Consider the following 20131-nt stretch of genomic DNA (forward strand, 5'->3'; position numbering starts at 1 on the left):
GCGGGTCAGCCGCAGCCGCCCGCGTGCCCGTCGTCGGCCGACCGGCCGAGGCCCACCGCGCCGACGAGCGGCTCGGGTACGGAGGTGGCGGGCAGGGCCTTGGTGCGGAGGTGCTCGACGAAGGCGTCGAACCGGTCCAGGCCCCAGAAGCGGGTGAAGCCGTGCACGAAGAACGGAACCCCGAAGACGCCGTCGCGGCACACGTCGAGCAGGGCGCGGACGCCCTCGGCGCGCAGCTCGGGGTCGTCGCTCGCGTCGGCGAGCCGCCGCTGGTCGAGGCCGAGTCCGGCGCCGATGGCGGCGATGGTGGCGCGGTCGCAGATGTCGCGGCCCTCGCCGAAGCGGGCCCGGTAACAGGCGGCGATGTAGTCGTGGCCGCGCCCCTCGCGGGCGGCGACCAGGTAGCCGAGGTGGGGCACCTCCCACACCGGCTTGCGGTCGACGGGCCAGGTCACGGTGATGCCGCGGGCCTTGGTGAGCCGGCCGACGTCCTGGAGGACGTAGCGGTTCTTCTCACGGGACATCTCCGAGTACGGGAAGGTGCCGCCCTGTTCGGCGAGGAGGCGGGCGCTCTCGGGGTCGGGCTCGAAGAACGGCACCCACTCGAGCCGGTCGACCAGATCGGGGTGACGGGTGGTCAGCTCCTGGTAGGCCAGCCAGGAGTAGGGGCTGCGCAGCGAGAAGTAGAAGCGTGGCGTCTTGTTCTTGGGCATGGTGGTGTCCCGCTTTCCGGTGTGGGGTGGTGGCTTCAGACGACCAGGCCGCCGTCGACGCCGAAGACCTGGCCGGTGATGTAGGAGGCGCGGTCCGAGGCCAGGAAGGCGACCAGGTCGGCGACCTCCTCGGGCCTGCCGAACCGGCCGAGCGGGATGCGTTCGGTCATCTTGGCGACGTGGTCGTCGGCGAGCCCGGAGAGCATGTCGGTCTCGATGAAGCCGGGGGCGACGGCGTTGGCGCGGATGCCGTAGCGGCCGGACTCCTTGGCCAGCGCCTTGGTGAAGCCGATGATCCCGGCCTTGGTGGCCGAGTAGTTCGTCTGTGTGGCGTTGCCGTACACGCCGGCGACGGAGGAGAGCGTGATCACCGACCCGGTGCGGCGCTTCATCATGGCGAAGACGGCCGCCTTGCAGACGTTGTACGTGCCGTCGAGGTTGACCCGCAGCACCGCGTCCCAGTCGGCCTCGGCCAGCATCACCAGCGGGTTGTCGCGGACGATGCCCGCGCAGGAGACGACGGTGCTCAGCGGGCCGAGCGCCTTCTCGCTGTCGCGGACGAACCCGCGTACGGCGTCGTGCCCGGCCACGTCGACCTGTGCCGTGTACACCCGCGCCCCGGCCGCGCCGGCCTCCTCGGCCACCGCGTCGGCGGCTTCCTTGTTGGACTGGTAGCAGAACGCCACGTCGTACCCGTCCCGGGCGAGCCGGGTCACCACGTGACGGCCGATCCCCCGGGAGCCTCCGGTCACCAGGGCGACGGGGCGGTCGTTCGCTGACATGCTGATGTCTCCTCGTTGGCTGTGACGTGGTGGCCTCCGCGCGCGGGCAGGCCGCCGCCCCGGCCCACCGGGGCGGCGTGCCCCGGCCGACCGGGGCCGTGGGGGGTGGCGGTCGTGGTGCCGGTCAGGCGCCCGTGAGCAGGGCGCAGCCGACGGTGCCGTCGCGTTCGATGCCGGTGACCAGGGCCGCTTCGCCGGGCGCGAGCCCGGACTCGCCGGCGGCGGCGAGGACGGCGGCCAGTTGCAGGCTGGTGGAGGCGGCGGAGGTGTCGCCGAGCAGCGGGCGGCAGCGAATCCAGCGGAAGGCCGTCGCGGCGAGCGCGTCGGTGACCCCGGCCTCCTCCAGGGCGGCCAGTTCACCGCCCGCGCCGAGCGGGGCCACCAGGCGGACGTCCCCGGCGGACACGCCGGTCGTCTCCAGGGCGTCGCGTACGCAGGCGGCGAGGGCCGCCCGGGCCTCGCCCTGCTCCCCGTACGCCCTGAAGCGGGTCGTGCGGATCCTGGCCAGCGGAGTCCGTCCGGCGGCCGCCGCGTCCTCGGGCGTCTCCAGCAGGAACACCGCGCTGCCCTCGCCGAGCGGTGCGGACCGCTCCTCGGCGGTGCGGCCGTGCCATTCGAGCCAGGCCCGCTGGGTGGAGTACTCCTCGGCGGCGCCGCACAGCACCCGCTCGCAGTGCCCGCCGCGGTGCAGCCGTACCGCGTAGCTGAGGGCGAGCAGCCCGGTGAGCCAGCCTCCCGCGACCGTGGTGTTGGGGCCCTTGATGCCGTGCCAGATGGCGCTCTGCCCGGCCGCCCGGTTCATCACGGTGTTCGGGAAGCGGGCCGGGTCGACGTGGTAGGGCCGCTCGCCGGCGAGGGAGTCGCGGGTGAAGTCCATGATGCTCTGGACGCTGCCGGAGCCGGTGCCCAGGACGAGGGCGGTCTGCTCGGGCCGCGGGGTGGGTTCGGTGTCGCAGGACGCCAGCAGCCGGCCGACCGCGGTGACGGCGATGGCGGTCACCCGGTCCATCGTCCGGGTGCCCTTCCTGCCGACGTACTCGGCGGCGGTGAAGTCGGGGACGACCCCGCCCCGGTCGAAGGGGCCGGGGAACGCGGTGCGGTCCAGCGTCCCGACGGCGCTGCGCCCGGCGTTGATCCCGTCGCTGAAGGGCACGCTGCCGACCCCGTAAGGGGAGACCGCCGACCAGGCGGAGAGGACCAGTGGGGACATCACTCCGCCTCCCGGTAGCGGCCGAGGATCAGCACGGCGTTGTTGCCCGCGAACGCGAGCGCGTTGTTCTGGACGACGTTCAGTTCGGCGGGCCGCGCCTCGTTCGGTACGCAGTCCAGGCCGCACTCCGGGTCGGTCTCCCGGTGGTTGATGGTGGGCGGGATGAAGCCCTCGGTGATGGCCAGCGCGCAGGCGGCCGAGGCGAGGGCGCTGGCCGCGCCCATGGAGTGCCCGATCATCGACTTGATGGAGATCGTGGGCGGGGGTGTGGCGAAGACCTGCCGGATGGCCCCGGCCTCCGTCACGTCGTTGGCCCGGGTGCCGGTGCCGTGCGCCGAGATGAAGTCGATGTCCTCGGGCTTCACCCCGGCGTTGCGGTGCGCGACCTCCATGCAGCGGGCGAGGCTGCCCTGGTCGGGGGCGACCGGGTGGTGGGCGTCGCAGTTGAGCCCGTACCCGAGCACCTCGGCGTAGATCCGGGCGCCGCGCGCCCGCGCCGACTCCAGGCTCTCCATCAGCAGGATGCCGGCGCCCTCGCCGGTCAGGATGCCCTTGCGGTCCTTGTCGAACGGCTGGCACACCTCCGGCGCGATGGTGCCGAGCCGGTAGAAGCCGGCGAACGTCTTGCGGCACACCGCGTCGGCGCCGCCGCACAGCGCGACCTCGACCTCGCCGCCGCGGATGGCGTCGAACCCGCTGCCGATGGCGTAGTTGCCGGCCGCGCAGGCGGTGGGGATGGTGAGGGCCTCGACGTCGGTGAGGCCCAGCTCCCGCACGATGCCGGTGGACAGCCGGCCCGCCTGCGCCCGGCGCACCACGCCGGGCGGCAGGTGTTCGGGGCCGTCCTTGAGCTGTACGTCCACGAGGGCGTCGAGGTCGCGGGACTCCGCGTCGGTGGTACCGACGGAGACCAGCGCCCGCCGCTGTCGGAGTTCCTCCAGGGACAGGCCCGCGTCCGCCACCGCCATGTGGGCCGCGGCGACCGAGAACTGGGTGGCGCGCCCCAGCTCGTCGGGGTCGACCCGGCGGATCCAGTCGGCCGGGTCGAAGTCGTCCACCTCGCACCCGTTGGCGTGGGCGAAGCCCGTCGTGTCGAAGGCGGTGATCGGCTTGACCCCGCTGCGTCCGGACCGCAGTCCGTCCAGGAAGGCCGCGACGCCGAGCCCGATGCTGCTGACCGTGCCGAGCCCGGTGATCACCACTCGGCGCGGCGGCCGCTGATCGTTGTCGTACACCTTGCGCTCCCGTCGTCCGGTGCCGATGCCTAGTGGGAGGCCGCCTTGGCCGCCACGGCTTCGTCGACGACGGTGACGACGCCTTCGAGGTTGACCATCCGGGCCAGTTCGGCCTGGTCGATGTCGATCCCGAAGGCACGCTCGAGCTGGGAGAGGATCTCGATGGCACCCATCGAGTCCGCCTCGTGGTCCTCCTTGAAGCGGCTGGTGTCGGTCATCTCGTCCGCGTCGATCTCGAGGATGTCGCAGATGATTTCCTTGATCGTGGCACGGCCGTCGGCGTCCACGCGGTTCGCTGTCGTCATGCCGACGATGCTGGCGAACGACCCTGACAGCGGGCTGATGGCCGACTGACAGCCCTCAGGCGGTCCTGAGGTAGCGCAGCAACTCGGGGAAGTCGGCCGGGTGTTCCTTCATCCAGGCCCAGTAGCGCGGGATCGTCCGGGCGTAGGCGCAGTAGTAGCCGCGGACCGTCTCCACGAGCCTGGCCAGGGTGTTGCGGGAGACCGAGCCGCTGCGCCAGACCATCACCATCTCGGTGCTCTCCGTCCCGGAGATGGGCACCAGCGACACGTCGCTGGTGGCGCCGGTGGGGGTGGTCAGGGCGGCCGCGTTGGCGTCCCGCACCCAGCTCATCGCCTCGTGGTGGCCGTCCACGTAGTGCAGCACCTCGGGTTCGGTGCGCGGGAACCTGGTGAACAGTTGCTTCTCTATGGGGTGGAACCAGTGGTCGCGGGCGTAGCAGACCCAGTTGAGGGAGGCGAGGTGGCGGGTCTCCACGGCCGGCTCCTCGGAGAGCGGATGGCCCCGGGGCACGGCGAGCCAGACCGGTTCGCGCACGATGACGGCGGTGTCCAGGGCCAGTTCGGCGCCGTCGGCCGGCTCGACGAGGGACATGCAGGGCACCAGCGCGGCGCTGAGCCAGCCGCGGCGCACCGCGTCCACGGCGGCGGCGGGGCTGAGCGTCTCGGTCTGCACCTCCGTGGCGGGCAGGGAGGACTGGAGGGCGCTGTGCAGGGACGGTGGCGTCCATTCCGAATTCCCGAACCGGAACACTTTCGAGGCGTGGGCCGCCGCCTCGACAATGACCATGTCGGCGCGCTGGACGAGTTCGGTGAGCATGGGGATGAGCCGTTCACCCAGCGAGGTGGGAACGACACCGGCGGAGGAACGCACGAAAAGTCTGCCACCCACCGCATTTTCAATGCGTCTCAACTGCGCGGTCAGGCTGGATTGCGGGACGCTCAACTCGGCCGCCGCCTTGGATATACTCCCGACCCGGTCTATGACCGTCACTATTCTGGCATGCCGTAACTCTATGTTCACAGAACCCCCGTGGCACCCGAATGCTCAACGTGCGATACCCCGGCATATAAATGCCGAGGTGATTCACACGCTAACAGGAGCCCCACACGACGTCCACCGCACTTTTCTGCACGGGGACTTCACAAAGTTTGCCCCGAATGAATGCCGTGTGAACACGGATCGGACGGAACAAGCCGTTGGGCGGGGATCGCCACTATCTGTGCCCGGCGGACAGCAGGACCTGGCGGGGCTCCCCCAGGACGTCGTCCTGGGTCAGGATCGCCTGGTACGCGCGATGCAGCCCGCGCCCCGGTTCCAGGCCGAGGTCGTCGGCCAGCCGGCGGCGCGCGCCGTGGAACACCTCCAGCGCCTCCGCTTGCCGGCCGTCGCGGTAGAGGGCGAGCATGAGCAGCTCACTGAGCCGCTCGCGACCCGAGTGCTCGATGGCGAGCTGTCGCAATTCGGCCAGGGGGACGCGTTCCGCATCCATCCGCAGCCTGGCCGCCGTCAGGTCCTCGTACGCGGTGATCCGGCGCTCCTCCAGGTGCGCCGCCTGGACGCGGCACCGCAGGCCGTCGCACGTGTCGAGCAGTGCGGGCCCGCGCCAGAGCGCGAGAGCCGATTCGAGCGTCACCATCGCCTCGGCCGGGTTGTGCGGGACGAGCGCGGCGCCCATATCGGCCAACTCGACAAACCTGTGTGCGTCTACGACATTGGCCGGAACATCGAGCACGTAACCGCTGCCGACGGTCCGGACGAGCGAGTCGCCGTCCCGGCCCGTGACCATCTTCAGGAATTTACGGAGCCGTCCGACGTTGGCCTGGAGCGCGTTGCGCGCGTTGGTCATCGACCGGTCCGCCCACAACTCGTCCACAATCTGGTCGAACAGCACCGGCGTCCCGGGCGAGAGCGCCAGGAGGGTCAATACGACACTCGCCCGCTTCGACGCCATGGTGTACTGCTCGCGCCCTTGCGTCAGGTAAAGCGATCCCAACAGGTTGATCTCCACAGCCTGAAACCCCCATAGCTATCGGCAGCCGCTGGAAATTCTGCCCAGGATCACTCGACCGGAGGAAATACCATCTCGGTGGCGTTCGCGCACCGAAATGGTATGGGCCCGACGGGAACAGGCGCCGAACCGGCGGGGGATCCGGTCCGACGCCCGTCTGTGGGCCGGCGGCTAGCGGAGGCGAGCCGCCGGGGCGGTGGTGGTGGCCGCCCGGCCACCACCGGTTCCCGACGCGGCGGCGGTCTGCGCGCGCCGCATCTTCTTCGAGGGCCACCAGCTCGCGTCACCCAGCAGGATGAGGGCCGAGGGCAGGATCATGACCCGGATGATGAAGGCGTCCAGCAGGACCGCGACCGCGAGGCTGAAGCCGATCTGCTTCATCTCGGCCAGGTGCAGGAACATGAAGCTGGCGAACACGGTCACCATGACGATGGCCGCGCTGGTCACGACCTTGGCCGACTTCTCGATGCCGTCCAGGACCGCCTGACGGGTGGGCACCCCGTTCATCGCCGCCTCCTTGATGCGGCTGACGACGAAGACCTGGTAGTCCATCGACAGGCCGAAGAGGATCACGAAGAGGAACAGCGGCACCCGTGAGCCGATGGCGTTGGTGGCGCTTTCGTCGAACCCGAAGATGGTCGAGGCCAGGCCCCACTGGAAGAAGACCACGACCAGGCCGAAGGCCGCGCCGACGGACAGCAGGTTGAGCAGGACGCCCACCAGGCCGATGACCACCGAGCCGAAGACCAGCACGGTCATCAGGAAGGTCAGCAGCAGCAGGAACCCGACGACGATGGGCAGCTTGTCGTTCTGGTGCTTGAGGTAGTCGACGTCGACCGCGACCGGCCCGTCCACGCCGTACTCGGCGCCCTGCACCTTGCCCAGCGTGGCCGGCAGGTAGTCCTGGCGCAGGTGCTCCAGGGAGCCGGTCGCCTCGGGCGAGCTGAGCCGGTGCGGCACGGCCAGGGTCATCACGCTGACCCGGCCGTCCTTCGAGGTCTCCACGGCCGGCGGGTTCTTGGAGAACATCGGGTCGTCCTTGGCCCGCTGGGCGAGTGCGTCCAGCGCCGTGGCCACCTCGGCCTTCTTCTCGCCGTCGGCTCGCACGACGACCCAGTGCTCCGAACGCCGGTCGGGGAAGGCGTCGTTGAGCTTGTCGTACGTCTGCATCTCGGGGATCGCCCGGGAGTGGGTGTCCTTGTTCAGTACGCGCAGCTCCATGCCGAGCGCGGGGAGCGCCAGGCCCACCATGACGAGCGTGGAGACGACCAGGGTGGCGACCGGGTGCTTGCGCGCCGGGTTCAGCAGGGCGGTGAAGATGCGGCCGGTGCGCTCGGGGTGGCGCTGGCGGAGCTGCTTGCCGCGTGCCGCGGCGCGGGCCGCGCGGCGGTCGGTGCGCCGGCCGATCTTGACCAGGAGGCCGGGCAGCACGGTCACCGAGCTGACCATGGCGACGAAGACCACGAGGATGGTGGCGGTGGCCAGCGAGGAGAAGATGATGTCGGTGGCCAGGAACAGGGTGGCGCTGGAGATGATCACCGCGAGGCCGGAGACGATGATGGCGCGTCCGGCGGTGGCCGCGGCGATGCCGACGAGCGCCTCGGGGCTGAGGGAGCCGGCCGCCTTGTCCCGTTCCTCGCGTTCCCGCTTGAGGTAGAAGAGCGTGTAGTCGACGCCGACCGCCATGCCGATGAGCAGGATGACGTTCATGCCGACGCCGGCGTCGGGGATCAGGTGCGAGACCACCATGGACAGTCCGACCGCGGCGGCGATCGAGGAGAGCGCCAGCAGCAGCGGGACGCCGACCATCACGAGCGAGCCGAACACGATCAGCAGGGTGACCAGGGTGACCGGGAAGGTGATCATCTCGGTCTGGGCGAGGTCGTCGCTGCGCTGCTTGTTGAGGCCCTTGCTGACCGAGGCGTCACCCGTCTCCTCGACGACGAGGTCGGGGTTGGCCTTCTGCACGGCGGCGGTCTGCTCCTGGAGCGGCTCGACGTGCTTCAGCGCCTCGCGCTTGACGCCCTTCATGGTCACTTCGACCATGAGCATCCGGCCGTTCTCCGAGAGGACCGGCTCCTCGACCTGGAGGACCTCGGGCAGCCCCTTCATCCGGCCGCTGAGGTCCTGGGCCGCCTCGCGTGCCTTCGCCTCGTCGAGCGGGCCGGACTTGGCGCTGAACATGATCTGCTCGGTCGGCTTGCGCTCCAGGCCCGCCTCGGTCGCGATGGCCTCGGCGCGGCCGGACTCGCCCACCTGGTAGTCCTTGGCCACCGCGCTGTTGGTGCCCACCGCGATGCCCACGGCCAGGCACAACGCAACGAACGCGAACCATGTGGCGATCGCACGCCCCGGGTGTAAGGCGCTCCAGCTCGCCACCCTCACGGTGATCGGCTGCTTCTTCACTGTCCCAGCTCCTTCAGGGTCGTCATGACCGCCCAACGGGTGTAAGTCGACGATGACAGGTGATGGTGAGATGCGTCAACCGTAAGCCCGCATGGTGGCCGGATCGGTGCCCGTTGGCGCGCTCCCGACGCCGGGCGCCCGCCGGCGGGAGCCGGGCACAACGACACGGCTCCCGTCGCCAATGGGGAACGGGAGCCGTGCTGACCTGCAAGGACGTGCGTCAGCGGGACCGGATGGCGTCCCGGTCCAGCGCGTGGGCGCCGTAGATGTCACTGACCCAGTTGGTCTGGTAGACCGAGTCCAGATACCGCTCACCCAGGTCCGGCGAGATCGCCACCGCGGTGGCCCGCCCGTCCGGCCGGTGCTCGGCCAGCCAGCCCGAGGCGCCCGCGATGACCGTCCCGGTGGAGCCGCCGAACAGGAAGCCGGCCGTCGCCAGCCGGTGCGCGACCCGGATCGCCTCCACCTCCGGTACGTGCACCACGTCGTCCACGAACGACTCGTCGAGCAACTGCGGTCTGACGCCGGCCCCGAGGCCGGGGATCATCCGCAGCCCCGGCGGCCCGCCGAAGGTGACCGAGCCGACCGAGTCGACGGCCACCACCGTCACCGGGCGGCCGGACTCCTTGAAGTAGCGCGCGCAGCCCATCAGCGTGCCCGTCGTACCGGCGCCGACGAACAGCACGTCGAGGTCGGGGAAGTGCGATGCGATGGAGGGAGCCGTCGTGCGGTAATGGGCCAGCCAGTTGTACGGATTGGCGTGCTGGTTCAGCCACAGGTGGCGGTCGTCGGAGGCGCAGAGCTGGCGTACGTAGTCGAGCCTGGCGCCCAGGAACCCGGTCTCCGGATGGGGCTCGGTGACGATGTGCACCTGGGCGCCCATCGCCTCCATCAGCCGCCGGGTGACCAGGTTGCAGCGGGTGTCCGTGACGCACAGGAAGCGGTAGCCCTTGTCGGCCGCGATCATGCTCAGTGCGACACCGAGGTTCCCCGACGAGGACTCCACGATGACCGAGTCGCCGGTGAGCGCGCCTCTGCTCTCGGCGTCGGCGATCATCGACGCCGCCGCCTTCAGCTTGATGGAGCCGGCGAAGTTGAAGCCCTCGCACTTCAGGTAGACCGACGTGTCGAGGGCCGGCCGGAGATCCACGTAGAGATCGTCCACATGGAAGTCCTCCGGCGCGGAGATCACGGGCACTGCGACCACCCCGTCTCAGGTACGGCCGCCGGCCTCGCCGGCGCGTCCGTAGCGGTCGATCTCGTGGAAGAAGCCGTCGACGACGTGCAGATCCCCGCCGGCGCGCACCATGTCGTACACGTGCTTGCCGACCGCGAGGTCCAGGACGCCGAGCCCGAACGGGGAGAACACCACGGGCCGGTCGGCGGGCATCCGGACCTGCCCGGTGAGCACGTCGTACAGCGTCCCGTCGATGAAGTCCCGGCTGCCGGTGAGCTTCTCGGTCAGGTGCGGAGAGGTGTCGGCCTTCAGGCAGTGCTCGACGTCGTCGACCACGTTCGCCGAGGCGAGCAGCACCTCGGGCGCGAGGTCGCGCAGCGAGACGTTGAGGACGAGCGGGTTGTGCGTGAACCAGTCCGGGTCGGTGACGTGCGGGGCGGCGGCGACGGTCGCGAACACCACCAGGTCGCTGGAGCGCACCAGGTCCTCGGCGCGCTCGTGCACGGTGATCCGGCCGCCGGCGCCGCTGTTCTCCAGGTACGAGCGGAAGCCGGCGGCGTGCTCGGCGGACAGGTCGTGCACACCCACCTCGTCGAAGGCCCAGCCGGTCCGGGTCAGGTAGGTGTGGATGTGGCGGGCGATGAGCCCGGTCCCGATGAAGCCCACTCGGGCCGGCCGGGTGCGGTCGCGGGAGAGCCGGTCAGCCGCCAGCGCCGCCGAGGCGGCCGTACGCGCCGCGCTGATGATGGAGCTCTCCAGGCAGGCGAACGGGTAGCCCGTGTCGTAGTCGTTGAGCACCAGCACCGCCGAGGCCCGGGGGATGCCCCGGCCCACGTTCTGCGGGAAGCTCGATATCCACTTCAGCCCCTCGACGCGGGTGCCGCCGCCGATCGAGGCGGGCAGCGCGATGATGCGTGCGGAGGGGCGGTCGGGGAAGCGCAGGAAGTACGAGGGCGGGTTGACCGTGTCGCCCTCGCCGTGCACCCGGTAGGCCGCTTCCACCAGGTCGACGGTGCCCTTCTCGTTGCCGGACAGCACACGGTCCACCTGGGCGCCGGGGATCACGGCGAACGGCGGGACATGGACTTGCTGTGTCATGCACAACTCCATTGCAGTAGGCGGGCGACCCGTTGCCACCCCCGGGCGGAACGCCACTCGGCCGACGCCCGCCACCATTCGCGCGGCAATGTTGCCGCTTCCCGCTGACACAGTGCTGACATCGCGTCAATCGCCGTGGCGGCCTGCGATTTTCGTCCAACGCTTAATGATCTGTCCCGCCCTTCCCCGCCTGCCTAGGGTTCTTCATCGGTGGCGCCACCCCGAGAAACGCACGGTCGGGCCGGTGCCATCGGCGACCGGAAATCCGGCCTTCCGGAACCGGAACTCGTGGAGCTACCGACGGGAGTAATCAGTGCTCAACAACGTAGTGATCGTGGGCGGCGGAACGGCGGGCTGGATGACGGCCTCCTATCTCAAGGCCGCCTTCGGTGACCGAATAAACATCACGCTCGTGGAATCGGGGAACGTCGGCACCGTCGGCGTCGGCGAGGCCACGTTCAGCGACATCCGCCACTTCTTCGAGTTCCTGGGGCTCAAGGAGAAGGACTGGATGCCGGCCTGCAACGCCACGTACAAGCTCGCCGTCCGGTTCGAGAACTGGCGCGAGAAGGGGCACTACTTCTACCACCCCTTCGAGCAGATGCGGTCGGTCAACGGCTTCCCGCTCACCGACTGGTGGCTCAAGCAGGGTCCGACGGACCGGTTCGACAAGGACTGCTTCGTGATGGCGTCCGTCATCGACGCCGGCCTCAGCCCGCGCCACAAGGACGGCAGGCTCATCGACCAGCCCTTCGACGAGGGCGCGGACGAGATGCAGGGCCTGACGATGTCCGAGCACCAGGGCAAGACGCAGTTCCCCTACGCCTACCAGTTCGAGGCCGCGCTGCTCGCCAAGTACCTGACGACGTACTCGGTCGAGCGGGGCGTCAAGCACATCGTGGACGACGTCCGGGAGGTCTCCCTGGACGACCGGGGCTGGATCACCGGGGTGCGCACGGCCGAGCACGGCGACCTCACCGGCGACCTGTTCATCGACTGCACCGGATTCCGCGGGGTGCTGCTGAACCAGGCCCTGGAGGAGCCGTTCATCTCCTACCAGGACACCCTTCCCAATGACAGCGCGGTCGCGCTCCAGGTGCCGATGGACATGGAGCGCCGGGGCATTCTGCCGTGCACGACGGCTACCGCCCAGGACGCCGGCTGGATCTGGACGATTCCGCTGACGGGCCGCGTCGGCACCGGATACGTGTACGCCAAGGACTACCTCTCCCCGGAAGAGGCCGAGCGCACTCTGCGGGAATTCGTCGGCCCGGCCGCCGCCGATGTCGAGGCCAATCACATCCGTATGCGCATCGGCCGCAGCCGGAATTCCTGGGTCAAGAACTGTGTGGCCATCGGCCTGTCCAGCGGATTCGTCGAGCCGCTGGAATCCACCGGTATCTTCTTCATCCACCACGCCATCGAGCAGTTGGTCAAGAACTTCCCGGGCGCGGACTGGAATTCCATGCACCGCGATCTGTACAACAGCGCCATTTCCCATGTCATGGACGGCGTACGGGAGTTCCTGGTGCTGCACTACGTGGCGGCCAAGCGGAACGACACGCAGTACTGGCGGGACACCAAGACCCGGCAGATCCCCGACTCCCTCGCCGAGCGCATCGAGAAGTGGAAGGTGCAGCTCCCCGACTCGGAGACGGTCTTCCCTTACTACCACGGGCTGCCGCCGTACTCGTACATGTGCATCCTCCTCGGGATGGGCGGCATCGAGCTGAAGCCGTCGCCCGCCCTCGCCCTGGCCGACGCCGGTGCCGCGCAGCGGGAGTTCGAGCAGATCCGGGAGAAGACGGAGCGGCTGACCCAGGTGCTGCCGAAGGCCTACGACTACTTCACGCAGTTGCGCTGACCGGAGCTCACCGAGCCGATCGGGAAGGACCCCCCACGCCATGGACGTCCAGGACCTCCTGCTGCGCGGCGCACACGCGGTGGCGGCGCTCGCCGTCGTGCTGCTGCTCGCCGCGGCGGGGAGGTCGGCCGCCCGGCGGCTGCGTCAGCCGGAGGTCATCGGGGAGATCACGGTGGGCCTGATGGCCGGGCCCGCCGTGATCGCCCTGTTCGGCAAGACCTCCCTCGACGCGCTGCTGCCCGGCCCCGTGTTCGACATCCTCAAACTCCTCGGCCAGGCCGGCCTGGTGCTGTTCCTCGTCGGCCTCGCCCACAAGCTGCGGATCGGTCCCGACCGGCCGCCGCGCCACACCATGGGCTGGGTGGTCGCCGGCTCCCTGGTGCCGCCCCTGCTCACCGGACTGCTGCTGACCGGCTGGGTGACCCTGACCGAGGGCGCGGCGGTCCGGGGCACCGCGCCGCTGCCCGCCTTCGTCCTGATGGTCGCCGTGGCCATGTCGATCACGGCGGTGCCGGTGATGTCGCGGATCCTCGCCGACCGGGGCATGAGCGAGTCGGCCGCGGGCCGGCTCGCGCTGGCGTCGGCCATCGCCATCGACGCGGTGGGGTGGCTGCTGCTCACGATCGCGATCAGCCTCGGCGCGGGCGACCTGACGAGCTCGCTCGACTCCGCGCGGGCGCTGCTGTTCGGCGCGGTGTGCGCGCTGGCGGTCCGGTACGCGCTGCGTACGCGCGCGGCGCGCGGGCTGTGCGTACGGCTGCCGAGGAGCATGGCGGTCGCGCTCGGCGCCTGTGCCCTGGGCGTGGCGCTGGCCATGGAGCACATGGGCATGACCGCCATCCTCGGTGCCGCCCTGGTCGGGCTGGCGGTCCCGGGTGACGAGCGGGCCCCCTGGGCCGGCGCGGTGTCCACGGTGTCCCGGGCGGGGCGCGCGCTGGCGCCCGTGTTCTTCGTGGTCACCGGTATCACCGTGCTGACCGGCGCGTTCTCCGCCACCTCCTGGCCGCTGATCGTGGTGGCCGTGGCGCTCGGCTGCGCCGGCAAGCTGCTCGGCGGGTACGCCGGTGCCCGTCTCGGCGGCCTGCCGCGCTCCACCGCGTGGCGGATCGGCGTGCTGGTGAACACCCGGGGCCTGACCGAACTCATCGTGCTCCAGGCGGGGTTCAGCGCGGGCATCCTGTCGGCGCCGCTGGTGCTGGCGCTGGTGGTGATGGCCCTGGCGACGACCGCCATGACCGGCCCGCTGCTGAACGTGCTCGACCGCCGCGACGCGAGCCGTGCGCGGCGCCGCACGGAACGCCTGACGGGGCGGCCCCCGGGGCGTCCCGCCCTCGCCCGGCACGACGTTTCCGACCGCGACAAGCTTCCCGTTGAGACAGAAAGCGGTACGCGATGACCGACCCCGCGATACGGACCCCGACCCCCACCGCCCCTCCGGTGTCCGCTCGGGCCACCCCCGACGGCTTCCGCGCCATGATGAGCGGCTTCCCCACCGGTGTCTGCGTGGTGACCACCACCGACCACGAGGGCGCCCCGCGCGGGATGACGTGCTCCTCGGTGTGCAGCGTGTCGCTCGATCCGCCCACGCTGCTGGTCTGCCTCCGTGATGGCAGCCCGACGCTGGAGGCGATCATGAAGAGCGGCGTGTTCGCGGTCAACCTGCTGCACGAGGGCGCCCGGGAGGCCGCCGAGCTCTTCGCCTCGGGCAACCCGCGCCGCTTCGACCTCCTCCCGTGGGAGCAGACGCCGGACATGGCGGGCCCCCACCTGTCCAGGGACGCTCACACCGTCGCCGACTGCGACGTCGTCCTGACCCAGAAGATCGGCAGCCACGTCACCGTGTTCGGCGCCGCACGCCACATCGTCGAACGGCACGACCACCCCCCGCTGCTCTACGGGCTGCGGCAGTTCCGCTCCTGGTCCGCCATGTGACGGCCCGTCGTACCCCAGGCCCGGTTCCCCTTCCGGGGGCCGGGCCTTCGCGCTGCCCGGACAGGAGAAGGCCCCGCATGACGTTTGACAGCCATCAAAGGCATGTGTAAGTCTCGACTTACATGCTTCCGGCAGTGAGAGGGCGTGGACCATGACGAGCGAGGAGCTGCTGGCCGTGCTCGCCGCCGTGGGCCACGCACAGCGCCTCCGGGTCATCGCGGAGATCGCCGGCGGGCGGATGTACGTCAGCGAGCTGGCCCGCCGCCTGGGGATGTCGAGACCGCTGCTGTACATGCACCTGGAGCGGCTGGAGAAGGCCGGCCTGGTGGTCGGCAGCCTGGAGCTGTCGAAGAGCGGCAAGGCGTTGAAGTACTTCGAGCTGGCGCCGTTCGACCTGCGTGTGAACGCCCGCACGATAGCCGCGGCCGTGGCGGCGGACACGGAAGGCACAGTCAGTGACGTGAAGGGAATCCCCACATGACCGGCGCCGTCATCACGATCGCCATCATCCTGATCATCGCCGGTGGCAGCACCCTCAGTGTGGTCGCCTACTTCCGGCTCCAGCGCCACCGCGCCGACGCCGTCGCCATGGCCTCCTACCGCAAGCTCGCCGAGGAGGCGAGCGCCGGCCACGAGGCCCTGCGCCGCCAGCTCGGCGCGCTCGACGACCGGCTCAAGTCGATCGAAACCCTGCTCCGGAGCGTGGGATGACCACCCCCGCCCACCCCTTCGGAACCCCGCCCGGCACATCGTCCGGCCCCGCGCCGGCACCCCGCCGGGAGGCCACACGCGGCACCCCGTCCGGTGTTACGCCGCCGACGCCGCCCGACGCCACCCCCGGCCCCCTGCCGGGCACCGCGTTCGACACCGCACCGGACACGCCCCGGCAGGCCGCCGCCGACCCGTCCTGGACGCGCCGGTCGGCCGCCACCGGCACTCCGTCCGGCGCCACCCCAGGCCACACCCCCGGCATCCGGTCCACAGGCGCCGCACCCGGCGACCTGTCCGGCAGCGCGCCGGACGACGCACCCGGCACCGCCTCGGCCGCCGCCGCGCCCGGGGCCCCGCGCCGGACAGCACCGGGGCCGACGGCCGGGCAGGCGGCCCGGGAGACCTCCCCAGAGACGCCCCGGCGGGCGGCCCGCAAGAGGGCCGGGGCCACCCGGGCGCGGCGGCGGCCTTCCGTGGTGGCGTCCCTCAGGGCGGCGATGGTGCCCGCGCGGCGGTTGACGCCACAGCGGAAGCCGTTGCGGATGCTGCTGTCCGCCGCCCCGTGGCGGGCGACCGGCTACCTGGCGGGGTACGTGGTGGCCGGCACCGTGTTCTTCGCGGTGGCGACCGCCGCCGTCCTCGTGGGCATGGTCTTCAGCCAGTTGACCGTGACCGTGGCGCTCACCATCGGTTCGGTGTGGGTGGTCCGGTGCTGCGCCCAGGTCGAGCGCGGCCGGGCCGTGCTGGTCGACGCGCCGATCCCGTACGCGTACCAGGAGGTCACCGAGGCCGGGCTCGTCGGGCACCTGAAGGCCCGCTGCACCGATCCCGCCTTCTACCGCGACTGCTGCTACCTGATTCTGCTCCACCCGTTCCTGCTGCTCCTCGACGCGCTCACGCTGGCGGTCTGGCTGCCCCTGCTCACCGGGGTGTCCCTGCCGCTGTGGTTCTGGGCCGTCGAGTCCCGGCAGGCGGACGGGAGTTTCGCGGACGGCGTGCGGCTCGGCCGGTCGGACGGCACGGGCGCGGGGATCTGGATCGACACCTGGCCGGCCGCCCTGGCCGCCTCGGCGATCTTCCTCGTCCTGGCCATGTACGCCTCGTACGCCGTGGTCGCGGCCGCCCGGCTGCACCTGACCGTCGCCCACACCCTGCTCCGCCCCCCGCCGGACCCGCTCGCCGAGGCCAAGCACGTGCTCGCCGCGCCCGGCCCGCTCTCGCTCACCCCATCACGCCCGGTCGCCGGGCCCACCGCACACGGAGGACACCGCACATGAACGGGACACCGAGCCCGCACGGTTACGCAGGACACGGCGGCGGCTACGAGGTCGTCAAGCTCGATTCCGTACGCAAGGTCTACGGCGGCTCGAAGAACCAGGTGGCCGCCCTCGACGGCGTGACCATCGGCTTACCGCGCGGCAGCTTCACGGCCGTCATGGGTCCCTCCGGTTCCGGCAAGAGCACCTTCCTGCACTGCGCGGCCGGGCTCGACCGGCCCACGTCGGGGACCGTGCTGCTCGACGGCGTGGACCTCGCACCGCTGGGCGAGAAGGAGCTGACCAAGCTCCGCCGGGAGCGCATCGGCTTCATCTTCCAGGCGTTCAACCTGCTCCCCGCGCTCAGCGTGGTCGACAACGTCACCCTGCCGCTGCGCCTCGCCGGCCGCCGGCCCAAGCGGGCCGAGGTCGACGAGGTTATCGAGCGCGTCGGCCTGTCGGCCCGGCGGGGCAACCGCCCCGGTGAGCTCTCCGGCGGCCAGCAGCAGCGCGTCGCGATCGCCCGGGCACTGATCACCAAGCCCGCCGTCATCTTCGGCGACGAGCCGACCGGCGCCCTGGACACGTACACCGCGCGCGAGGTGCTCACGCTGCTGCGCGAGGCGGTCCAGTGGGCCGGGCAGACCATCGTGATGGTCACCCACGACCCGATGGCCGCCGCGCACGCGGACCGTGTGCTGTTCCTGGCCGACGGGCGGATCGTCAGCGCCCTGGACCGGCCCACCGCGGACCAGGTCGCCGAGCGGATGACCCACCTCGGCGCCTGGGGCAACGAGCCCGCCGCCGCCCCGGGTTCCTCCCACGGCCGGGGGGCACGGCGATGATCAGGCTCGCGCTCAAGACCCTCCGGTTCCACAAGGGCGGCTTCATCGCGACGTTCATCGCGCTGTTCTTCGGCGCCGCGATCGTCGTGGGGTGCGGCGGCCTCTTCGAGACGGGCCTGCACCGGGCCGCCCCGCCCGAGCGCCTCGCCGCCGCCCAGGTCGTCGTCACCGGCGACCAGCGCTACCCCGGCACCCGGCGCGACATGTTCCCCGAGCGCATCCGCGTCGACACCGCGCTGGTGGACCGGATCAAGGCGGTGCCGGGCGTCACCGACGCCGTCACGGACGTCTCCTTCCCGGCCGCCGTGCTGGGCGACGAGCAGGCCGGCGCCCAGCAGGCCGGCGCCCAACTGACCGGCCACGGCTGGTCGTCCGTCAAGCTCGCCCCGTACCGCGTCGAGCAGGGCGAGGCGCCGTCGGCGGCGGGTGAGATCGCCCTGGACGCGCGGTTCGCGGCCCAGCACGGTGTACGCGTCGGCCAGGAACTGCGCCTGGCGCTGCGCGGCACGGCCGACACCTACCGCGTCACCGCCCTGGTCTCCGGCCCCGGTTCCGGCGACCCGGCGACGGCCTTCCTGACCGACACCGAGGCCGCCGAGGCCACCGGCCGCCCCGGACAGGCCGACACCATCGGCGTGTTCACCGCCCCCGGCACCGACCTCGCACCGGTCGAGCAGGCCATCGAGAAGATGGTGGGCGAGCGTCCGGCGCAGGTGCTGACCGGCGACGAACGCGGCTGGGCGGAGAACCCCGACGTCATCGCCGAGGGAAGCAAACTCGTCACCCTGGCCTCCGTGTTCGGCGGCCTGTCCGCCGCCGTCACCATCTTCGTCGTCTCCAGTACGGTCGGCCTGTCGCTCAACCAGCGGCAGCGGGAGTCCGCGCTGCTGCGGGCGATCGGCGCCACCCCGGCCCAGCTCCGGCGGATGGTGCTGGGCGAGACGCTGTTCATCGCCGTGTTCGCCACCGCGCTCGCCTGCTTCCCCGGCCCGATGATCGGCCGGTGGCTGCTGGACGCCTTCGCCAGTGCGGGCGTCGTCCCGGAGACCATCGCCTTCCGCGCGGGCTTCGTCCCGATGGCCGTCGGCGTCGCCACGGCGCTGCTCACCGCGCTCGGCGCGGCGTTCCTCGGCGCACGGGCCGCGACCCGCACCCGGCCGACCGAGGCGCTGGCCGAGGCCTCCCTCCAGCAGCGCTGGTTCAGCAAGTCCCGGCTGGTCTTCGCGCTGCTCTTCCTCGGTGGCGGCACGGCGCTCGCCCTGGTCACCGCGAACATGGCCGGCCCGTCGGCGGGCAGCACGGCGACCCCGGCGGCGATGCTGTGGACGGCCGGATTCGGCCTGCTCGGTCCGGGCCTCGCCAAGATGATCACCGCGGCGCTGCGCGGTCCGCTGCGCGCCTTCACCGGCCTCGCGGGCTCGCTCGCCTCCCTCAACGCCAAGGCGCGCACGAGCCGGTTCGCGGGCGCGGTGATGCCCGTCATGCTCGCCAGCGGCCTGGCCCTGGCGCTGATCTACCTCCAGACCACCCAGTCCAGCGGCGGGGAGCGGGCGTTCCGGGAGAACCTGCGGGCCGACCTGGTCGTCACCTCCGCCGGCGGCGGTCTGCCGCTGGACCTGGTCGAGACCGTCGCCCGGCAGCCCGGCGTCGAAGCCGCGTCCGCCCAGGTCTCCACCATCGGCTACATCGACCCGCCCGCCCCCAGGAAGCCGGCGCCCGGCAGCGAGGACGAGGGCGACGAGCCCGACGAGCCGGAGCCCACCGAGGTGCCGATGCAGGGCGTCACCCCCGCCGGGCTGGACCGGACGACCGCGTTCCGGGCCGCCGGCGGCAGCCTGACGGAGCTGACGGGTGACACGGTCGCCCTGCCGACGTCGTTCGCCGAGGCGTCCGGGCACCAACTGGGCGACAAGGTGCCGATGCGGCTCGGTGACGGCACCCGGGTCGAACTGACCCTGGTCGCCACGGTCGACGGCCGGCGAGGCTACGAGACCGCGCTGCTGCCCGCCGCACTCCTGGTGCCGCACACCGACTCCGGTCTGCTGCCGCAGATCATGGTGAAGGCGGAGCCGGGCGCGGACCGGGCCGAGCTCGCCCGGACGCTGTCCGCGCTCGCCGCCGACCACCCCGGCCTGCGGGTCGCCGACCGCGCGGCGCTGGCGGTCGTCCAGGCGGAGGCGGACGAGACGCAGACGTGGATGTCGTACCTGCTGCTCGGCATGGTGGTGGGGTACGCGACGATCGCCCTGGTCAACACCCAGGTGATCTCCACCACCGAGCGGCGGCGGGAGTTCATGCTCCAGCGGCTCATCGGCTCCACGCGCCGCCAGGTGATGCAGATGATGACGGTCGAGGCGTTCCTGGTGGCCACCGCCGGCATCGTGCTCGGCGTGCTGGTCGCGGCGCTCACGCTCGTACCGCTGAGCATCAGCGTGCTGGGCTCACCCGTCCCGGACGGCTCCCCGTGGATCTTCGTCGGGGTGGTCGGGGCCGCGCTGGGGCTGACCCTGGCCACCACGCTGCTGTCGGCGAGGCTGGTCCTGCGCGGCAAGCCCGGCGAGATGGCGGGCGTGCGCGAGTAGGGGGAC

The 20131-nt window shown here is 71.4% G+C and carries 18 protein-coding genes; 8 read left to right on the forward strand and 10 right to left on the reverse strand.

From position 1 onward, the window contains the following. Positions 1 to 5: 5 nt before the first annotated feature. From ACZ46W_RS06410 to sbnB, 10 genes are all read right to left on the reverse strand, one after another. Positions 6 to 713 (reverse strand): DsbA family protein, encoded by a 708-nt coding sequence (locus ACZ46W_RS06410; RefSeq protein WP_468332153.1) that lies wholly within the window; start codon positions 711 to 713, stop codon positions 6 to 8. A 35-nt stretch (positions 714 to 748) separates the two neighbouring features. Beyond that, on the reverse strand, positions 749 to 1495 hold the full coding sequence (gene fabG, locus ACZ46W_RS06415; RefSeq protein WP_468332156.1) for a 3-oxoacyl-[acyl-carrier-protein] reductase: 747 nt from the start codon (positions 1493 to 1495) through the stop codon (positions 749 to 751). A gap of 124 nt (positions 1496 to 1619) precedes the next feature. Further along, a complete protein-coding gene (locus ACZ46W_RS06420) occupies positions 1620 to 2705 on the reverse strand; it encodes a beta-ketoacyl synthase N-terminal-like domain-containing protein (RefSeq protein ID WP_468332159.1) in 1086 nt (361 codons plus the stop codon). Continuing rightward, positions 2705 to 3940: a beta-ketoacyl-[acyl-carrier-protein] synthase family protein gene (locus ACZ46W_RS06425; protein ID WP_468332162.1), complete on the reverse strand. Its 1236-nt coding sequence runs from the start codon at positions 3938 to 3940 to the stop codon at positions 2705 to 2707. The genes ACZ46W_RS06420 and ACZ46W_RS06425 overlap by 1 nt, the downstream gene beginning before the upstream one ends. 29 nt (positions 3941 to 3969) lie before the next feature. Next, positions 3970 to 4245 carry an acyl carrier protein gene (locus ACZ46W_RS06430; RefSeq protein WP_366129657.1) on the reverse strand — a complete coding sequence of 92 codons (276 nt, stop codon included), beginning with the start codon at positions 4243 to 4245 and terminating at the stop codon, positions 3970 to 3972. A gap of 55 nt (positions 4246 to 4300) precedes the next feature. Beyond that, complete coding sequence (locus tag ACZ46W_RS06435) at positions 4301 to 5266, reverse strand: LysR family transcriptional regulator (RefSeq protein ID WP_468332166.1); 966 nt, start codon at positions 5264 to 5266, stop codon at positions 4301 to 4303. Between the two features lie 193 nt (positions 5267 to 5459). Next, positions 5460 to 6254, reverse strand: coding sequence for an AfsR/SARP family transcriptional regulator (locus ACZ46W_RS06440; protein WP_468332170.1), 795 nt, complete (start codon positions 6252 to 6254; stop codon positions 5460 to 5462). A 171-nt stretch (positions 6255 to 6425) separates the two neighbouring features. Then, positions 6426 to 8660 carry an MMPL family transporter gene (locus tag ACZ46W_RS06445; RefSeq protein ID WP_468332173.1) on the reverse strand — a complete coding sequence of 745 codons (2235 nt, stop codon included), beginning with the start codon at positions 8658 to 8660 and terminating at the stop codon, positions 6426 to 6428. Between the two features lie 220 nt (positions 8661 to 8880). Next, positions 8881 to 9858: a 2,3-diaminopropionate biosynthesis protein SbnA gene (gene sbnA, locus ACZ46W_RS06450; protein ID WP_468332176.1), complete on the reverse strand. Its 978-nt coding sequence runs from the start codon at positions 9856 to 9858 to the stop codon at positions 8881 to 8883. A 15-nt stretch (positions 9859 to 9873) separates the two neighbouring features. Beyond that, a complete protein-coding gene (gene sbnB / locus ACZ46W_RS06455; protein WP_468332179.1) occupies positions 9874 to 10935 on the reverse strand; it encodes a 2,3-diaminopropionate biosynthesis protein SbnB in 1062 nt (353 codons plus the stop codon). A gap of 313 nt (positions 10936 to 11248) precedes the next feature. On the opposite strand from sbnB, the gene ACZ46W_RS06460 reads away from it, so the two are divergent. The 8 genes from ACZ46W_RS06460 (at position 11249) to ACZ46W_RS06495 (ending at position 20125) form a co-directional block, all read left to right on the forward strand. Further along, complete coding sequence (locus ACZ46W_RS06460; RefSeq protein ID WP_468332182.1) at positions 11249 to 12799, forward strand: tryptophan halogenase family protein; 1551 nt, start codon at positions 11249 to 11251, stop codon at positions 12797 to 12799. A 40-nt stretch (positions 12800 to 12839) separates the two neighbouring features. After that, positions 12840 to 14195 carry a cation:proton antiporter gene (locus ACZ46W_RS06465; RefSeq protein WP_468332185.1) on the forward strand — a complete coding sequence of 452 codons (1356 nt, stop codon included), beginning with the start codon at positions 12840 to 12842 and terminating at the stop codon, positions 14193 to 14195. After that, the gene (locus tag ACZ46W_RS06470) at positions 14192 to 14731 is read left to right on the forward strand and encodes a flavin reductase family protein (protein ID WP_468332188.1); all 540 of its coding nucleotides are present in this window, start codon (positions 14192 to 14194) and stop codon (positions 14729 to 14731) included. Before ACZ46W_RS06465 ends, ACZ46W_RS06470 begins: the two co-directional genes overlap by 4 nt. A 151-nt stretch (positions 14732 to 14882) precedes the next feature. Continuing rightward, positions 14883 to 15212 carry an ArsR/SmtB family transcription factor gene (locus ACZ46W_RS06475; RefSeq protein WP_366129648.1) on the forward strand — a complete coding sequence of 110 codons (330 nt, stop codon included), beginning with the start codon at positions 14883 to 14885 and terminating at the stop codon, positions 15210 to 15212. Further along, positions 15209 to 15442: a hypothetical protein gene (locus tag ACZ46W_RS06480; protein ID WP_366129647.1), complete on the forward strand. Its 234-nt coding sequence runs from the start codon at positions 15209 to 15211 to the stop codon at positions 15440 to 15442. Before ACZ46W_RS06475 ends, ACZ46W_RS06480 begins: the two co-directional genes overlap by 4 nt. Then, positions 15439 to 16719 (forward strand): sensor domain-containing protein, encoded by a 1281-nt coding sequence (locus tag ACZ46W_RS06485; protein ID WP_468332193.1) that lies wholly within the window; start codon positions 15439 to 15441, stop codon positions 16717 to 16719. Before ACZ46W_RS06480 ends, ACZ46W_RS06485 begins: the two co-directional genes overlap by 4 nt. Further along, a complete protein-coding gene (locus tag ACZ46W_RS06490; protein ID WP_468332195.1) occupies positions 16716 to 17543 on the forward strand; it encodes an ABC transporter ATP-binding protein in 828 nt (275 codons plus the stop codon). Before ACZ46W_RS06485 ends, ACZ46W_RS06490 begins: the two co-directional genes overlap by 4 nt. Then, on the forward strand, positions 17540 to 20125 hold the full coding sequence (locus ACZ46W_RS06495; RefSeq protein WP_468332198.1) for an FtsX-like permease family protein: 2586 nt from the start codon (positions 17540 to 17542) through the stop codon (positions 20123 to 20125). Before ACZ46W_RS06490 ends, ACZ46W_RS06495 begins: the two co-directional genes overlap by 4 nt. Positions 20126 to 20131: the final 6 nt, after the last annotated feature.

This window comes from Streptomyces sp. NPDC031064 (assembly GCF_055570965.1).

Coding starts and splice junctions, on each gene's coding strand:
- ACZ46W_RS06410 (WP_468332153.1), bottom strand. CDS start 713: ATGCCCAAGAACAAGACGCCACGCTTCTACTTCTCGCTGCGCAGCCCC.
- fabG (WP_468332156.1), bottom strand. CDS start 1,495: ATGTCAGCGAACGACCGCCCCGTCGCCCTGGTGACCGGAGGCTCCCGG.
- ACZ46W_RS06420 (WP_468332159.1), bottom strand. CDS start 2,705: ATGTCCCCACTGGTCCTCTCCGCCTGGTCGGCGGTCTCCCCTTACGGG.
- ACZ46W_RS06430 (WP_366129657.1), bottom strand. CDS start 4,245: ATGACGACAGCGAACCGCGTGGACGCCGACGGCCGTGCCACGATCAAG.
- sbnB (WP_468332179.1), bottom strand. CDS start 10,935: ATGACACAGCAAGTCCATGTCCCGCCGTTCGCCGTGATCCCCGGCGCC.
- ACZ46W_RS06465 (WP_468332185.1), top strand. CDS start 12,840: ATGGACGTCCAGGACCTCCTGCTGCGCGGCGCACACGCGGTGGCGGCG.
- ACZ46W_RS06470 (WP_468332188.1), top strand. CDS start 14,192: ATGACCGACCCCGCGATACGGACCCCGACCCCCACCGCCCCTCCGGTG.
- ACZ46W_RS06475 (WP_366129648.1), top strand. CDS start 14,883: ATGACGAGCGAGGAGCTGCTGGCCGTGCTCGCCGCCGTGGGCCACGCA.
- ACZ46W_RS06480 (WP_366129647.1), top strand. CDS start 15,209: ATGACCGGCGCCGTCATCACGATCGCCATCATCCTGATCATCGCCGGT.
- ACZ46W_RS06485 (WP_468332193.1), top strand. CDS start 15,439: ATGACCACCCCCGCCCACCCCTTCGGAACCCCGCCCGGCACATCGTCC.
- ACZ46W_RS06490 (WP_468332195.1), top strand. CDS start 16,716: ATGAACGGGACACCGAGCCCGCACGGTTACGCAGGACACGGCGGCGGC.
- ACZ46W_RS06495 (WP_468332198.1), top strand. CDS start 17,540: ATGATCAGGCTCGCGCTCAAGACCCTCCGGTTCCACAAGGGCGGCTTC.